14 protein-coding genes are annotated in these 16,306 nt (G+C 66.4%); 5 read left to right on the top strand and 9 right to left on the bottom strand.

The window, feature by feature from the left end; genetic code table 11:
- Positions 1-24: 24 nt before the first annotated feature.
- The 3 genes from Q0L25_RS13280 to Q0L25_RS13290 all read right to left on the bottom strand — a co-directional run bounded on the left by Q0L25_RS13280 (position 25) and on the right by Q0L25_RS13290 (position 4,136).
- Complete coding sequence (locus Q0L25_RS13280) at positions 25-489, bottom strand: phasin family protein (protein WP_296614970.1); 465 nt, start codon at positions 487-489, stop codon at positions 25-27.
- Complete coding sequence (locus Q0L25_RS13285) at positions 489-2,042, bottom strand: wax ester/triacylglycerol synthase family O-acyltransferase (RefSeq protein WP_296614972.1); 1,554 nt, start codon at positions 2,040-2,042, stop codon at positions 489-491. Before Q0L25_RS13285 ends, Q0L25_RS13280 begins: the two co-directional genes overlap by 1 nt.
- Before the next feature lie 222 nt (positions 2,043-2,264).
- Positions 2,265-4,136: an ABC-F family ATP-binding cassette domain-containing protein gene (locus Q0L25_RS13290; protein WP_296614973.1), complete on the bottom strand. Its 1,872-nt coding sequence runs from the start codon at positions 4,134-4,136 to the stop codon at positions 2,265-2,267.
- Between the two features lie 209 nt (positions 4,137-4,345).
- Here Q0L25_RS13290 and Q0L25_RS13295 point away from each other — a divergent pair, with 209 nt between their 5' ends.
- Both Q0L25_RS13295 and Q0L25_RS13300 read left to right on the top strand, forming a co-directional pair.
- Positions 4,346-5,251: an alpha-L-glutamate ligase gene (locus Q0L25_RS13295; RefSeq protein ID WP_296614975.1), complete on the top strand. Its 906-nt coding sequence runs from the start codon at positions 4,346-4,348 to the stop codon at positions 5,249-5,251.
- Complete coding sequence (locus Q0L25_RS13300; RefSeq protein WP_296614977.1) at positions 5,251-6,267, top strand: LLM class flavin-dependent oxidoreductase; 1,017 nt, start codon at positions 5,251-5,253, stop codon at positions 6,265-6,267. The genes Q0L25_RS13295 and Q0L25_RS13300 overlap by 1 nt, the downstream gene beginning before the upstream one ends.
- Before the next feature lie 4 nt (positions 6,268-6,271).
- On the opposite strand, the gene Q0L25_RS13305 is transcribed toward Q0L25_RS13300, so the two are convergent.
- Positions 6,272-6,868 (bottom strand): Ada metal-binding domain-containing protein, encoded by a 597-nt coding sequence (locus tag Q0L25_RS13305; RefSeq protein WP_296614979.1) that lies wholly within the window; start codon positions 6,866-6,868, stop codon positions 6,272-6,274.
- Between the two features lie 120 nt (positions 6,869-6,988).
- Between Q0L25_RS13305 and Q0L25_RS13310 the strand changes: the two genes are divergently transcribed.
- Together Q0L25_RS13310 and Q0L25_RS13315 are read left to right on the top strand one after the other, a co-directional pair.
- Positions 6,989-7,390 carry an SRPBCC family protein gene (locus Q0L25_RS13310; protein ID WP_296614980.1) on the top strand — a complete coding sequence of 134 codons (402 nt, stop codon included), beginning with the start codon at positions 6,989-6,991 and terminating at the stop codon, positions 7,388-7,390.
- A 111-nt stretch (positions 7,391-7,501) separates the two neighbouring features.
- The gene (locus Q0L25_RS13315) at positions 7,502-8,563 is read left to right on the top strand and encodes a class I SAM-dependent methyltransferase (protein WP_296614982.1); all 1,062 of its coding nucleotides are present in this window, start codon (positions 7,502-7,504) and stop codon (positions 8,561-8,563) included.
- A 2-nt stretch (positions 8,564-8,565) separates the two neighbouring features.
- Here Q0L25_RS13315 and Q0L25_RS13320 read toward each other — a convergent pair whose 3' ends face one another.
- Genes Q0L25_RS13320 through Q0L25_RS13335 form a run of 4 tightly spaced genes read right to left on the bottom strand, consistent with a single transcriptional unit; the run spans position 8,566 to position 13,554 of the window.
- Positions 8,566-10,146: a sodium:solute symporter gene (locus tag Q0L25_RS13320; RefSeq protein WP_296614984.1), complete on the bottom strand. Its 1,581-nt coding sequence runs from the start codon at positions 10,144-10,146 to the stop codon at positions 8,566-8,568.
- Positions 10,146-11,390, bottom strand: a complete 1,245-nt coding sequence (locus tag Q0L25_RS13325) for a DUF1343 domain-containing protein (protein WP_296614986.1) — start codon at positions 11,388-11,390, stop codon at positions 10,146-10,148. Before Q0L25_RS13325 ends, Q0L25_RS13320 begins: the two co-directional genes overlap by 1 nt.
- The gene (locus Q0L25_RS13330; RefSeq protein WP_296614988.1) at positions 11,387-12,598 is read right to left on the bottom strand and encodes a serine hydrolase; all 1,212 of its coding nucleotides are present in this window, start codon (positions 12,596-12,598) and stop codon (positions 11,387-11,389) included. The genes Q0L25_RS13325 and Q0L25_RS13330 overlap by 4 nt, the downstream gene beginning before the upstream one ends.
- 32 nt (positions 12,599-12,630) lie before the next feature.
- Positions 12,631-13,554 carry a BadF/BadG/BcrA/BcrD ATPase family protein gene (locus Q0L25_RS13335; RefSeq protein ID WP_367184136.1) on the bottom strand — a complete coding sequence of 308 codons (924 nt, stop codon included), beginning with the start codon at positions 13,552-13,554 and terminating at the stop codon, positions 12,631-12,633.
- Between the two features lie 184 nt (positions 13,555-13,738).
- Between Q0L25_RS13335 and Q0L25_RS13340 the strand changes: the two genes are divergently transcribed.
- On the top strand, positions 13,739-14,635 hold the full coding sequence (locus tag Q0L25_RS13340) for an N-acetylmuramic acid 6-phosphate etherase (RefSeq protein ID WP_296614990.1): 897 nt from the start codon (positions 13,739-13,741) through the stop codon (positions 14,633-14,635).
- Positions 14,636-14,808: 173 nt separating this feature from the next.
- Here Q0L25_RS13340 and Q0L25_RS13345 read toward each other — a convergent pair whose 3' ends face one another.
- The gene (locus Q0L25_RS13345; protein WP_296614993.1) at positions 14,809-16,182 is read right to left on the bottom strand and encodes an FAD-containing oxidoreductase; all 1,374 of its coding nucleotides are present in this window, start codon (positions 16,180-16,182) and stop codon (positions 14,809-14,811) included.
- Positions 16,183-16,306 lie beyond the last annotated feature (124 nt).

A 16,306-nucleotide genomic window follows, 5' to 3' on the forward strand; every position in this document is an offset into this window, starting at 1 on the left:
CTTCAGGGGAGGGGCTTTTCTGTCCTACTTCTTCCCTTCGCCCATCGCCTCGCGGCCGAATTGCAGGATCATTTCCCCGACCTCACGCGCATGGGCCAGCGCTCGCGCACCCTGTTGCTTGAGATAGTCGCCTTGAATCTTCGCTACTTCAGCCGGATTCTTCGCCGCCGCCGCGGCGCGCATCGCGGCGAACGCCTGCCGCGTATTCTCCTCGGCATGTTCGAGCATCTTCATGCTCACCGCCGAGCCCTGCTTGGCGATCTTTTCGCCTGACGCCTTCAGCTTTTCGCCCGATTTCTTGAGAGACTCTCGCGCGCCCTCGACGCGATCGGCGGCCGCCTTGGCACCGCCGGCAACCCTGTCGGTGGCTTCCTTCGTCGCCTTGGCTGCGCGATCGGTGGCTTTCTTGGTAGCTGCGGCCGCCTTGTCAGTCGCGTCCTTGGCGCGCTTGGCGCCCTTATCGATTGCGTCCTTGACCTTCTTCGCCATCATTTCGCTCCTGTGGCACGAGGGGTCCGTCTGGCGACGGGTTTGGCAGGGGGCTTGGACTTGGCCGCCGTGCGCGGTTTTGCCGCGTCGCGGGGTTTGGGCGCGGGCTTGTTCTCATTGGCAGGCTTGGCGGCCGGCTGCGTTGCCGCCGCTTTCAGCGTCTCGAACGACTCCCGCAACGCCTTCGCGTAATTGTCCGGGTCGGGCAGCATCTCGCGGTCGGCGGTGAACGACACCGCGATCGTGTCGCCATAGGAATAGACCGGGTTGATCAGCCCCATGCTGTCGAACACCGGCGCGGTGCCGTACATCGCCAGCATCTTGGCGCCGCAGAAATAGAGCGGCACGCGCGGGCCCGGGATGTTGGTCACGACGCAATTGAAGGCCGGGGCATGCATGTTGGCGGCACCGACGCGGGTGTAGAGCCGCGCCCCGAGCCCGGCGAGGCCCGAGGGAATCAACTGGCTGTAATCGGCCAGGTTCTTGGCGCCGACCGCATTGGTCATCGCCTTCGAATTGACCGCCTCGCCATGAACGAAGCGCAGCCGCTCGAGCGGGTCGGCGATCTGCGTGCCGAGCCCGACCACCATCGCCGAGACAAGGTTGCCGAGCGCTTCCTTCTCGCCTTCCTGCCGCACCGAGATCGGCGCCATCGCGGTCAGCGTCTCCTTGGGCAGTTCCCCCTTGTCGAGCAGATAGGTGCGGAGCGCACCGCCGACGACGGTCAGGATGACGTCGTTGACCGTCGCTCCCGGGATCACCTCCTTGACCGCGCGGACCTCGGCGAGCTTGAACGGCACCGCGTCCCAAACGCGATGGGCGGACACCTTGCCGTTGAACCGCGTCTTGGGCGCGGGGCGCGTGTTCCTGAGACTGACATCGCCCTTGCCAGCCTGGACCACCAATTTGGCCATGCCGGGCAGCGACCGCCCGATCGTCTCGGCGATGCGCATCGGCTGGAGCAGATTGTTGAAATAGCTGCGGGTCAGCAGGTCGGCGACGCGCGGCATGTTCTCCGGCTGCCAGGTGTCGGGCTTGTCGGGCGCCGCCATCGAGGGGTCGAGATCGTGGACCGCGGCCGACATCTCGACGCCCGACATACCGTCGATCGCCGCATGATGGACCTTGGAGACGAGCGCGAAGCAGCCGGGCGGCAGGCCCGGGATATTGTCGAGGCCCTCGACCACGGTGAATTCCCAGAGCGGCTTCGACAGATCGAGCGGCCGCGCATGCAACCGCGCGACCTGGATGCAGAGCTGGCGCCAGTCGCCGGGCTTGGGCAGCGCGATGTGGCGGACATGGAATTCGAGGTCGAATTCGGGATCCTCGATCCAATAGGGATGATCGACGTCGAACGGGACGCGGACCAGCCGCTGACGGAAACTGCGCGCGCCCGGCAACCGGCTGGCGATGAAGCGGAGGATGTCCTTGAACCGCACGAACCCGCCGGGCGCGGTCGACGGATCGTAGATGCCGACAGAGCCGATATGCATCGGCGTGTGCGGGGTTTCGAGATAGACGAACGACGCATCCTGCGCGCTCAATTGCTGCATCAGGTTCTCTCCTCCCGCGCCCGGCTAAGGCCGGTTTTGGAGGAGCGTATCATGGCGAAGCGCGGGGAGCGAATCGGCAAAATTCCCTCTCCCTTTGGGAGAGGGAGGGAGGCGCGAAGCGCCGGAAGGGTGAGGGTAGGGCGTAAATGGCCACCCTCACCCTTCCCACTCGGCTGCGCGGAGCGGGCCCCTTCCCTCTCCCAAAGGGAGAGGGAGGTTTTTCTACGCCGCGACTTGCTCCAGCTTCTCGCTAGCCTCCAACCACGCTGCCTCGGCCGCCTCGATCTTCGCCTCGACTTCCGCGCGACGCTTCATCAGGTCGGTCATCGTCAGCTTCGCCAGATCCGGCGCTGCCGACGACGGATCGAACATCGCGCGGTCGATCGCGCTTCTCTGTTCGGTCAGCTTGGCGAGTTCGGTTTCCGCCGCCTTGGCCGCCTTGCGCAGGCCCTGGCTCTGCTCGCGCGCCTCGGCGGCGGCGCGGCGAGCGTCCTTGCGGCTGACCTTGGCCTCGGACGATCCTTCGCTCGCATTGTCCTTGGCCAGCACGAAGGCGATGTAATCGTCCAGGCTGCCGTCGAAGTCCGATGCCGTGCCATTGTCGACCAGCACCAGCCGGTCGGCGCTCATCTCGAGCATGTGGCGGTCGTGGCTGACGATCACCACCGCGCCCGAATAGGCATTGAGCGCCTGGACCAAGGCCTCGCGCGCATCGACGTCGAGGTGGTTGGTCGGCTCGTCGAGGATCAGCAGATGCGGCGCCTCGCGCGTGATCAGCGCCAGCGCCAGCCGCGCCCGCTCGCCGCCCGACAATTTGCCGACCATCGTCGTCGCCTTGTCGCCCGAAAAGCCGAACCGCCCGAGTTGCGCGCGCACCGCGCCGGGCGTCGCGCCCTTCATGGTGCGCGTCATATGCTGGAGCGGGGTGTCGCCAGTATCGAGCTCCTCGACCTGATATTGGGTGAAGTACCCGACCTTCATCTTCCCGGTCGCATTCATCGCGCCATCCATCGGCGCGAGTTGCGCGGCGAGCAGGCGGGCGAGGGTGGTCTTGCCGTTGCCGTTGCGGCCGAGCAGCGCGATGCGATCGTCGGGATCGAGCCTGAGGTTGAGCTTCTTCAAGACCGGCGTTTCGCCATACCCGACAGACGCCATGTCGAGCGTGATCAGCGGCGGGCGCAATTCGCCCGGGTTGGGGAAATCGAAGCTGAGCGACGGATCGTCGACGATCTCGGCGATCGGCTGCATCCGCGCGAGCGCCTTGGCGCGGCTCTGCGCCTGCTTGGCGGTCGAGGCGCGCGCCGAGTTGCGGGCGATATAATCCTGCAGCTTCTCGCGCTCTGCCTGTTGCTTGGCGCGCGCCGAGGCGGCCTGGGCCTGGCGCTCGGCGCGCTGGCGCTCGAACGCGTCATAACCGCCCGGATAGAGCCAGGTCTTGCCGCGCTCGAGATGCAGGATGTGGTCGACCACATTGTTGAGAAAGTCGCGCTCGTGGCTGACCAGCAGGATCGTCGCCGGATAGGATTTGAGGAAGTCCTCCAGCCACAGGACTGCTTCGAGATCGAGATGGTTCGACGGTTCGTCGAGCAGCAGCAGATCGGGCTGCGAGAACAGCAGCGATGCGAGCGCGACGCGCATCCGCCAGCCGCCCGAGAAACTGTCGAGGGGACGGTGTTGCGCTTCCTCGTCGAAGCCCAGGCCGACCAGGATGCGCGCGGCGCGCGACGGCGCGGTATGCGCGTCGATCGCGTTCAGCCGCTCGTGGATTTCGCCGAGCCGGTCGGGGTCGTGGCTGGTCTCGGACTCGTGCATCAGCACGGCACGTTCGGTGTCGGCGGCGAGGACCGTCTCGAACGGCGTCGAGGCACCGGCGGGCGCTTCCTGCGCGATATAGCCCAGCCTGCTGCCGCGCGGCATGTCGACCGACCCGGTATCGGGGTCGAGCATCCCGGCGATCACCCGCACCAGCGTCGTCTTGCCCGCGCCGTTGCGCCCAATCAGCCCGACACGACTGCGCGGCGGCAGCTTCGCGGTGGCGCCGTCGAGGATCGTCCGCCCGCCGAGGCGGACCGTGATGTCGGTCAGATTGAGCATGATCCGGGGGCATGTAGTGGAGTATCGATGGAGAGGAAAGCGTGTGTCTCCCTATCCCGTCACCCCCGCGAAAGCGGGGGCCCATCTCCGGCGCTGCCGCCAAGCCTGACTGGCGGGAGCTGGGTCCACGCTTTCGCGGGGATGACGATTGGGAGAGCACAACCTTTAGCCACTAGTGGTGCGCACGATACGGGGGCTAAGGGCACGGAATGACCGATCTCGCGATTCTCTACGAACATCCCCAATGGTTTGCTCCGTTATTCGCGGCACTCGACCGGCGCGGCCTGTCCTACGCCTCGTTCGGCCCCGACGGTCATTGGAACCCGGCCGACGGCGCAATTCCCGCGCCGGTCGTGCTCAACCGCATCGCGATGTCGAGCTTCCTCCGCGCCGATGAGCATCCGATCTTCCACACGATGGCGCTGCTCGACCATTGGCGCCGGTCGGGGGCACGCGTCGTTAACGGCGCCGACGTCATGGCGATCGACGCGTCCAAGGCGCGCCAGCTCGCGCTGATCGCCAGCCTGGGTCTCGCGATCCCAGAAACGCGCGTCGTCCATCGCGCCGCCGATATCGAGGCTGCGGCGGCGACCTTGTCCTTCCCGCTGGTGGTGAAGGCCAATATCGGCGGATCGGGCGCCGGCATCATGCGCTTCGACAACATGGCGGAGTTGCGCTGGGCGGTGGCCGAGAAGGAGTTGCCGGTCAGCGTCGATGGCGTGCTGCTGGTCCAGGATTACGTTCCCGCGCGCGGCGGCACGATCACGCGGATCGAGACGCTCGACCGCACCTATCTCTACGCGATCGAGATTGCCGGCGGCGGAGCATTCGACCTGTGTCCGGCCGATGCCTGCGTCGCCGATTCGAACATCAGCATGAAATCGGTCGAGCCCGCGCCCGAATTGATCGCCGCGGTCGAAAAGATCGCCGACGCGATGAACCTCGACGTCGGCGGGATCGAGGTGATGATCGACGACCGCGACGGAATCCCGCGCTTCTACGACATCAACGCGCTCAGCAATTTCGTCGCGCAGCCGCTGAACGTTCTCGGCTGGGATCCGCACGAAAAGCTGATCGACTGGCTCGACACCCTGATTGCGGAGACCAAATCCTGATGCGCTACGGTTACTGGATGCCGGTGTTCGGCGGCTGGCTGCGGAACGTGCCCGACGAGGGGATGGAGGCGAGCTGGGATTATGTGAAGCGGCTGACGCGGCGCTCCGAGCAATGGGGTTACGACCTGTCGCTGATCGCCGAGCTCAATCTGAACGACATCAAGGGTGTCGAACAGCCTGCGCTCGACGCCTGGTCGACTGCGGCGGCGCTCGCGGCGGTGACCGACAGCATCGAGCTGATGGTCGCGGTGCGCCCCAATTTCCACCACCCGGCCCTCTTCGCCAAGGCGGCGGCGAATATCGACCGCATCTCCAACGGGCGGCTCGCGCTCAACGTCGTGTCGTCCTGGTGGGCGGACGAGGCGCGGCAATATGGCCTGCAATTCGACCAGCATGACGATCGCTACGCGCGCACCGAGGAATGGCTGAAGGTGGTCGATGGCCTCTGGACCGAGGAGCGGTTCAGCTTCGACGGCCAATTCTACAAGACCGAGGACGCGATCTGCTCGCCCAAGCCGGCCAGGCGCCCGACCGTCTATGCCGGCGGCGAGAGCGAGAAGGCCAAGACGATGATCGCCGCCCAATGCGACGCTTATGTCATGCACGGCGACCCGGCCGAGGCGATCGCGCCCAAGATTGCCGACATGGCGGCGCGGCGCGAGGCGACGGGTGGCGCGCCGATGCAATACGGCATGGCCGCCTATGCGATCGTGCGCGACAGCGAGGCCGAGGCAAAGCGAGAGTTGGAGCGCATCACCACCGTCAACGAATTGCCTGCGGGCTATGCCAATTTCGACCAATGGCTGTCGGGCACCCAGCTCGAGCGCGAACTCAAGATCCAGGAATATTCGGTGTCGAACCGTGGCCTGCGCCCCAATCTGGTCGGCACACCCGAACAGCTCAAGGAACGGATCGCCGAATATGAGGATGCCGGTCTCGATCTGCTGCTGCTCCAGATGAGCCCGCAGGAAGAGGAGATGGAGCGGTTCGCGGTCCAGGTAATGGGCGCCGCCTGAGCTTCTATCCGGCCGTGCGCCGCCTGATCGCGGTCGGCGGGCGGCGATAGACCTGTTGAAACGCCGCGTTGAACGATCGCACGCTGCCGAACCCCGACGCCAGTGCGATCTCGGTCATGCCAAGGTCGGTGCTGTCGATCAGCCGCTTGGCGCGCTGGATTCTTGCCGTGCGCGCCGCCGCAAGCGGGGTCGTGTCGAGATAGCGGCGGAACAGCCGCGACAGATGGCGCCCGCCGATGCCAAGCCGCTCGGCCAGCGCTTCGACCCCAGCCTGATCGAGCGCACCCTGTTCGATCAGCCGCAGTGCGCGGTCGACCGTGGCGCGCGCCCCACGCCAGGCCGGGGAATGCTGCGCGGTTTCCGGCCGGCAGCGCAGGCAGGGTCGGAAACCGGCGGCTTCCGCCGCGGCCGCGCTCGGGAAATAGCGGACGTTGCGCGACATGGGCTGGCGCACCGGGCAGACCGGCCGGCAATAGATCCGGGTCGACGTGACCGCGATGAAGATCGTGCCGTCGTACGCCGGATCGCGTGCATAGCGCACGCGCTCGCAGAACTCGAAATCGAGCTCGGCTGGCGGAAAGGCGGGCTGTGTCGTCACCATCCCAACATAAAGGCTCGTGCGCGCGCTGTCGCCCAATCCCGTTGACCGCGTCCGAATCCTGCCAGCCGGATCGCGGGGACGGCGATATCCGATCGCGATCCCAAAGACCGGAGAAATGTCATGGCTTCCATTCATCACCAGATCTTCATCGCGGCGGATCCGGACGCGATATGGAACGCCGCACGCGATGTCGGTCGCCTGCACGATCGCCTCGTCCCCGGCTTCGTCACCGCCACCGAAATGCTGTCCGGCGAGGGCGCGCCGGTCCGCCGGGTCACTTTCGTCAACGGACGGGTGGTCGACGAGACGATCGTTTCGATCGATGACGCCGCCCGGCGTGTCGTCTGGGCGATCAAGGAGTTCGAGCATCATAACGGTGCCCTGACGGTCGCGGCGGCAGCCGGTGGCGCCCAGGTCACCTGGATCGCCGATCTCCTGCCCGACGCGCTGAGTGAACAGGTGTCGCCAGCGATGGCGCATGGGTTGGCGATGATGAAAGCGCATTTCGAGGGAAGTCGCTGAGGCGGGATGCCGCTTCGCGTCCGATTCGCGGCCGGCGTGTGCCTGTGATACGCTCGTCATGACTCCACGAAAGATGGGGCGTCGGGCGCATCACGCATGGGGAGACATGCCATGGCTGCCGCTATCGACGACGCGAAATTTCACGCCTTTGTCGGAAAGATGCTGGGCGATCTGGGCGGCGCGATGAGCGTGCCCACTGTTCGCCTCGGCCTCCGCCTTGGCCTGTTCGACGCTTTGGCCGACTCCCCCGCGACCGCCTCCGAGCTGGCCCGCCGCGCCGGCGGCCTGCACGAGCGTTATGTACGCGAATGGGCATTGGCGCAGGCCGCCAACGGCTATCTCGGCTACGACCCGGCCAGCGAGCAATTCAGCCTGTCGCCCGAACAGGCGATGGTGTTCCATCACCGCGACAGCCCGGTCTATCTCGCCGGCGCGCTCGAGCTGGTCGCCGCGATGATCGAGGCCGAGTCCAAGGTCGAGGAATGTTTTCGCGAGGGCAAAGGCGTGCGCTGGGGCGACCATGCCGGGTGCCTGTTCTGCGCGACGGGCGCTTTCTTCCGCCCGGGTTATGTCAACAATATCGTCCAGGCGTGGCTTCCTGCGCTCGATGGCGTGGAGGCGAAGCTGCATGCCGGCGCGCGGGTCGCCGATATCGGCTGCGGTGTCGGGTTTTCGACGCTGTTAATGGCGGAGGCCTATCCCGAGAGCAGCTTTGTCGGATACGACTTCCACGAACCCTCGATCGACGAGGCGCGGCGGCATGCCGGCGAGCATGGGCTGGGCGGTCGAGCGCGGTTCGAAGTGGCGGCGGCGAAGGATATCGCCGAGCAGGGCTTCGACCTGATCACCATGTATGATTGCCTGCACGACATGGGCGACCCGCGCGGCTGCGCCCAGCATATGCACGAAATCCTCGCGCCGGGTGGCAGCTGGATGATCGTCGAACCGATTGCGGGCGATGCGCCGGAGCAGAACATGAACCCCGTCGGCCGGCTCTATTACAACGCCTCGACGATGATCTGCGTGCCGACCTCACTCGATCAGGAAGTCGGTGAGGGCCTCGGCGCGCAGGCCGGCGAAGCCAAGCTGGCCGAGGTCATTCGGCAAGGCGGATTCGAGTCGGTCCGGCGTGTGACCGATGGGCCATTCAATATGGTGCTACAGGCGCGCTAGGGTCACGAACGCGCCGCGCCGGCTCGGCCGTTTGCGTCGTGTCGTCCGCTCGGCGCGATGGCGATCGCGAACGCGATGGCGGTGCCGATACAGAGCTGGAACGGGAAGGCCAGATGGCACAGGGCCGCCGGCAGCCCGATCGCCGTCGCGATCGCCGATTGAAGCAACAGCACGGTGACGAAGCCGGCGATCAGCGAGGCAATCACCGACCTGCTGTTCCCGCGCGGCGTCAGCACCGCGGCGAAATAGACGCCAAGCAGCCCGGCATAGGCGAACACCATCACCTGCAGCGCGAATTCGAGCAGGCCGAGCTTGGCATAATGCTGCCAATAAAAGGACAACACCGCGACCCCGAGCATCGCCACGCCGATGACGCCCATCCCGGCGCGGCCCGCCTGGACGTAATGATATTCGGGAGCGGTGCCGCGCCGTTCCCGCCAGGGGCGATAGAAATCCTGGACCAGCACCGACGACATCGCGTTGAGCGCCGAATTGGTCGTCGCCACCGCCGCCGCGACGATCCCCGCGGTGACCAGCCCGCGCAGCCCCGGCGGCAATTGCGTCAGGATATAGTGCATGAAGATGCTGATCTTCTCGCCGTCGAACGCCTGGCCGGCGATCGCGGTGGCGCCGCCCATCAATTCGGCGCGATCGTAGAAGACGTGGAGCAACAACCCGATGGTGATGAAGATCGCCACCACCGGCACGGTTGCGAATACCGACCAATAGAGACTGCGCGCGCCGGTCTTCGCATCGCGGCAGGCCAGCAACCGCTGCGTGGTATCCTGGTCGAGGCCTGACGAGGCGACGTAGAGCAAGGCGATCCCGGTGACGATCGCCAGCAGCGAGAAAGGCTTGGACGGATCGAGCGAGAAGTCGAACAGGCGCAATTTGTCGACATTGCCTGGCGCGTGGGCGAGGCCCTGGAGGATTTCGGCATTGGTCGCCGGGATCGACAGGCGCAGGAACACCAGCACGCCGATCGCCGCCCCGAGGAAGATCACGAACTGGAAGAGATCGATCCACAACACCGATCGCAATCCGCCGACAAAGGTCGAGAGGAAACTGGCGACGACCAGCACGCTCGCCGCGATCACGATCCCCTGCGCGCTGACGGTCGAGGTCATCACCATCGCCACCGCGATCGCGGCGAGATAGAGGCGCGCACCATTGGCCAATACGCGGCCGACCAGGAACATGGCGCCCGTCCAGCGCGTCGCCAGCATCCCGTAGCGCAGGGTCAGCAGCTCGTAGACGGTCGTCACGCGCGCGGCATAAAAGCGCGGGATCAGCACTTTCGCGACGAAGATCGCGCCGATCAGTCCGCCGAGATTGGTGCCGAGATAGGTGAAGTCGCCATGATAGCCGAAGTCCGGCCCGCCGAGGAAGGTCGCGGCCGACTGGGTTGCCGACAGGACGGAGATGGCGGCGAGCCAGGCCGGCACATTGCCACCGGCGAGGAAGTACTCCTTCGCGGTGCCGGTATGCCGCGGCGTGAACCACCAGCCGCCGACCACCAGCAGCGCGATATAGCCCAGCATCACGGCCCAATCGGCCAGACCGAATGGCAGGGAAGTCGCCATCAGTAGAGCAGATAGCGCGCGCGCCGCGCCTTGAAGCGGTTGAGGTCGGCCTGCCAGCCCATTGCGATCGTGCGCGGATCCTTGCCGGCCTTGATCTGCTCGAACACGGCGCGATTACGCAGCAGCCGGTCGACGCGATCGATCTGGAAAGTCGCGCCGTACAACTTCCAAAGCGCGGACACGATCTCCACGCCCAGCGCCGGCGCGTCGAGCCTGGTGCGGTCCTGGATCAGGATCTCGACGCCTTGAACGCGTTGCCCGGCAAATGGATAGAGCTTGTCGCTCGCCGCGACATAGCTGACCGGCAGGAAGCTCACGCCCACAATCGCCCGCGCGTTGAGATAGGCGGCAAGCTCGGTCCCCCTGATCCATGGCGCGCCGAAGCGCAGGAACGGCGCGTCGCCCGGTCCCTTGATGTTGACGTTGGTCCCTTCGAGCAACGCGGTGCCGGCATAGGCTGTCGCCTGGTTCACGCTGCGCAGATTGGGCGAGGGGTTGATCCACAGCAGTCCGGTATCGTCATACCAGTCGCCTCGCTTCCATCCCGTCATGCGAACGACGGTCAAATCCGCGCCGATCCGCTCCTCGCCATTGAACATCCGCGCGAGCTCGCCGAGCGTCATGCCCGGGCGCATCGGCTCGGGAAAAGGCGTGGTGTAATCCTCGAAACCGGTCGTGGAGACCGGACCCTGCACCGCGATGCCGTTGATCGGGTTGGGCCGGTCGAGCACGATCACATCAACCTTGTTGGCAGCCGATGCCTGGAGGAAATATTTGGTCAGCGTCTGGAACGTCCAGTAGCGCACGCCGACATCCTGGAGGTCGATTACTACGGCATCGAGCCCGGCGAGCTGCTGCGCGCTTGGATGCCGCTCGGCATCGGTCTTGCCGTAAAGGCTGACGATCGGCAGGCCGCTCGCTTTGTCGATCCGATCATCGATATCGGTATCGTCGGTCGCGGCATCGATGCCGTGCTCGCCGCTGAACAGCCGTACCACTTCGAGTCCCGGCACCGCGGCGTGGGCCTCGTCGCGCAGCACGTCGATCGTCCGGCGCCCCTGGCCGTCCCTGCTCACCGGATTGGCCAGTATGCCGAGCCGCAAACGCCCGCCATGGCGCGCGGCGATGGCACGCAACGGTGCGAAACGCTGGTCCTCCAGCACGTCGATCCCGGTGCGGACGCGCGCGACGGCGGGCGTCGCGGCGACCAGCGCGAGCAGCACGAGGACCAGGCCGCGGATCATTTGTTCGGATCGGCCCCGTCGAGGATCGACAGCACGGCGCTATGGATCGCCGGCCGCGCCTGAGCGATCAGCATGTTGTTGCGCGTCGGATTGACCCGATTGGTCAGCAGGATGATAAACGCGTCGCGATCGGGATCGATATAGATCGAGGTGCCGGTGAAGCCGGTATGGATGATCGCGTGCGGGGAGGCGAGCGGGCCGGCAAAACCGCCCGGCGTCGGCATGTCCCAGCCAAGCGCGCGTGAGCTGCCCGGCGGCAGGTTCTGCGGCGTTTCGAACAAGGCGATCGTGCTCGCCTTGATCAGCCGCTTGCCGCGATAGCTGCCATGATTGAGGTAGAGCTGGGCAAGCGCCGACAGGTCCCGGGCAGTCGAGAATAGTCCGGCATGGCCCGCCACGCCGCCCATCACATAGGCATTCTCGTCATGAACCACGCCGCGGACCAGCATGTGGCGGAAATTGTCGTCCTGCTCGGTCGGGGCAATGCGCGGCAGCAGCGCGCGCGATGGCCGGAAGCCGGTATCCTTCATACCGAGCGGGCCGAACACTTCGCGCGCAAGGAAGCGGTCGAGCGGCTGGCCGGACAGGCGCCGAACGATCTCGCCAAGCAGGATGATGTTGGTGTCGCGATACGCATATGCGGTCCCGGGCGGTGTCAGCGCGGGCGTGGCGTAGAGCTGGCGCAGCAGGTCCTGCCGATCCTTGGCGTGCCGCCATACGCCGTCCGCCGATTGCAGGCCCGAACTATGCGAGAGCAGGTTTCGGACGGTTATATTCTCGTGGCCCGGCGTCTCCCCGAATTCCGGCAGATACCGTGCCACCGGGACGTCCAGTTCGAGCCGGCCGCGGTCGTAGAGGATTTCGGCCGCGGTGGTCGTGCCGATCACCTTGGTCAGCGAGGCCAGATCGAAGATCGCATCGACCGGCATCGGCGGCGCATCGGGAGCGGAATCGATTCGGCCGAACGCCTTGAGCGCGAGCAGCCGGCCATGCTGCCCCACCGCGAGCACCGCGCCGGGAAAGGCCTTCTTCGCGACCCAAGCGTCGACCTCGGCGAAGGCAGGGGCGAAGCGCGCATCCTGCGCAGACGTCGCGACGGTCAGTTGCCGGGCCGGAATGGTAGGCGAGGTGGCGGCCGGAACGGCCTGCCCGCCCAGCACAAGCACGCCAGCCACCACGGCGAGCCAGCTGCGGCGCCGGATATGCACGCCGGTTTTCGCTTCTAGGGCCTGACGTTTATTCATTCGCCGCCCAACCCTCTCGCTAGCAACAGCGCCCCGGACACCGGATCGCCGAGCGGCTCGACCAGGCGTTCGGCGGTGCGGACGCGGAGCCAGGGGCGCAGCCGCGCCGACAATCCGCCGACCAGCGCCAGGCGCGGGGCCCCGCGCGCGAAGATCGTCGCGATGAAGCGTTCGACATGGAGCACCGCGTCCTCGACGATCGACAGCGCGATCTCGTCGCCGGCCTCGGCATAATTCATCACCAGCGGGGCGAAACTGGCATAGTCGCCCGGCGCCGCCTGATCCATCCAGGCGATCGCACGCAATGTGTCGTGCCGGAACTTCCCTGCGATTTCCTTGGACAATGGCGTGCGCTTGGTCCGCCCGTCCATCGCGCGCAGCGCGTGGCGCACCGCGCTCAGGCCCAAAGCGGCACCGCTGCCTTCGTCGGAGATCGGGAAGCCATAGCCGCCGACCGTGAACCGCTCGCCCTTGATCTGGGCGAACCCGATCGATCCCGTGCCGAGCACCAGGATCGCGCCGTCCTGGCCATTATGCGCGCCCAGATTGGCGATGGCGGCGTCGCTGTCGAGCATTATGCTCGCGAACGGAAAGTCGAGCGCGGCGAGTGCCTTCGACATGCCGGGGCGACGAATGCCGGCAATACCCATGCCGGCGGCGACTTCGTTCCAGCGGCTTTCGGGAATTCCGGCCGCCTGCAGCGCCTCGGCCGTGACGCTCAGCAAACGGTCGTAGAGCGGATAGAGCCCCATGCGCGTGTTGGCGGGGCCGCCTTCGGCGCTGCCGAGCACCTGGCCGCCGGCATCGGTCACGCGCACGCGGCAATGGCTGCCGCCGGCATCGACGCCGAGATAGATTTCAGCCACGCGCCATCGTCCCGGAAAGAGCAGGAATCCCGTCACGTGCCGTTCGAACTGCACTCGTGCCTGGCATGTGCATGGCATTGCGGAAGGGCGGGGCGGTGTCGAGCCTCAATCTGGCGGGACTGTCGCCTCGGTTATAGGTGCTGTCATGCTGGTTATAGCGGCCGTGCTTTGCGCGGCCGGCCAGTGCCGGTAGTTGGGATCGTCACTCCCCATTCGCACTTTGCCTTCGAGGGCCCCGATGCCGACCGAAACCGTTGATTCCCGCTTCGCTGATGTCGACCGCTGGCCGACCGTGTCGGTGGTGGAAACCATGCTCGAAGGACAGCTTGCCGCGATCGCCGCGCTCAAGGACCAGACCGGCGCCATCGCGGCCGCGGCGGACGCTGCCGCCACCCGGATGCGCAAGGGCGGACGGCTGGTCTATGCCGGCGCGGGGACCTCTGGACGGTTGGCGGTGCAGGACGGAGTCGAGCTCACCCCGACCTATAATTGGCCGTCGGATCGGCTCGTGTTCCTGGTGGCGGGCGGCACCGGGGCATTGATGCGCAGCGTCGAAGGCGCCGAGGATAATGTCGCGGTGGCGCGGGACGAGGTGGCGGCGGCGGAGGTCGGCCCCGACGACGTCCTGATCGCGGTCGCGGCGAGCGGCCGTACGCCTTATGCGGTCGCGGCGCTCGAAGCGGCGCGGACGCGCGGCGCGCTGACGATCGCCATCGCCAACAATCCCGGCACGCCCTTGCTGGCGGCGGCCGACCATCCGATCGTCGCCGATACCGGCGCCGAGATCGTGGCGGGATCGACCCGGATGAAGGCGGGCACCGCGCAAAAGGCGGCGCTCAACATGCTCTCGACCGCGATCATGATCCGCTGCGGCCTCGTCCATCGCGGGCTGATGGTCAACATGCGGATTTCGAACGAGAAACTGGCCCAGCGCGCGCGGCGAATGGTGGCCACGCTGGCCGGCATCGACGAAGCCCGGGCGGAGGACGCGCTCGAACTCGCGGACAAGGATCTGAGGCGGGCGGTGCTGATCGCTCGCGGCCTCAGTCCGGAGGCTGCCGCCGTTCGGCTGGAGCGGGCCGGGGGTGATCTGGGCGAAGCGCTCGCGGACTTGAGGAAATCCGAAGCCGAGTGATTTCTCGGCATATATAGAGTTGAATGCAACAAGCCGAAGCGTCGCCCCGGCCTTGTGCCGGGGTCCAACCCTCCACACCGGAATCCAGCCGAGGTTGCACCTTGGATGCCGGAACAAGTCCGGCATGACGACCAAAGTTGATCGCAAACGATCCTAATTGACCGAGCGGTCGCTCAGCTCCCCTTTGCCTCCAATCCCAGCAGCAAGGTCGGGATCAATTCCGACACCGTAGGATGGACAGGCACCGCCCAGCGTAACGTGTCGAACGGCTCGTCCGCCGACATGGCGTCGAGAATGCCGTGGATCGCCTCGTCGCCGCCGGTCCCCAGGATCGCGGCGCCCAGGATGCGGCGCGTCGCGCGCTCGGCGACGACTTTCATCATTCCCTTGGTTTCGCCCTTTTCGACCGCGCGGCCGACGCGGGTCATCGGGCGGGTCGAGACTAGAACGTCATGGCCCTTGGCCCGCGCTTCGGTCTCGGTCATGCCGGCGCGGCCAAGCGGCGGGTCGATGTACAAGGCATAGCCGGGAACGCGTTGGCTCAGCCTGCGATCGCCGCCGTCGAGCAGGTTCGCCGCGACGATCTCGAAATCGTTATAGGCGGTATGGGTGAACGCGCCGCGTCCGTTGCAATCGCCCAAGGCCCAGATGCCGGGGACGTTTGTCGCTAACCGGTCGTCGACGATGATATAGCCGCGCTGGTCGACCGCGACGCCCGCGGCATCGAGCCCCAGATCGTCGGTATTGGGCCGCCGCCCGACCGCGAGCAGCACATGACTGCCGATCACCTCGGGCTCGCCGCTGGCGCAATCGACGGATACCGCGACGCCGTCGGGATGCGGGCGAAAGCCGATGCAATTGGCGCCGGTGCGAACGGCGATGCCCTCATCTTCGAGGATCCCCTGGATCGCTGCGGAAATCTCCGGATCCTCGCGCGGTACCAGGCGATCGGCCCGTTCGACCACTGTGACGCTCGCGCCGAACCGGGCATGCATCTGCGCGAATTCCAGGCCGATATAGCTGCCGCCGATCACGACCAGATGGCGGGGTATGGTGTCAAGCGCGACCATGTCGGTATTGTCGAGATAGGGTACCTCGCCGACGCCGGGCATGTCGGGCACCGACGCGCGTCCGCCGACATTGAGGAAGATGCGCGGCGCGCTGATCTCCACGCCGTCGACCGCGATGCTCGCGGGCCCGGTGAACCGGGCATGGCCGCGCAACAGCGTCAGCTGCTCCATGCCGCTCAGCCACTTCTCGTTATTGGTGCGGGCGTTGATCGTCACCTGATGCGCGCGCGCCGACACCGCGGTCATGTCGACGCTGATATCGCCCGTTATGATCCCCAGGTCGCGCCGCCGCGCGAGGTGGGCGGCGTAGGCGCTCGCGACCAGCGTCTTGGTCGGCATGCAGCCGGTATTGACGCAGGTACCCCCGACCAGCTTGCGCTCGATCAGCGCGACCCGCATGCCGGCATCGGTCAATCGGCCGGCAAGCGGCGGTCCCGCCTGACCGGCGCCGACGATAATGGCATCGTAATTGGTCATTGCCACGCTCCGAGGGCGGGGGACGGGGACGCACAGCTATACCAAGGCATCTCCCGGCTCCTTCTTGTCTCGATCGATCGTCTTCGCCATCGTCGACGGGTAGCCGCCGCGGCAGCAACACGCC

Origin of the sequence: Sphingomonas sp. (genome assembly GCF_024508665.1) — a bacterium.
Lineage (GTDB): Bacteria > Pseudomonadota > Alphaproteobacteria > Sphingomonadales > Sphingomonadaceae > Sphingomonas.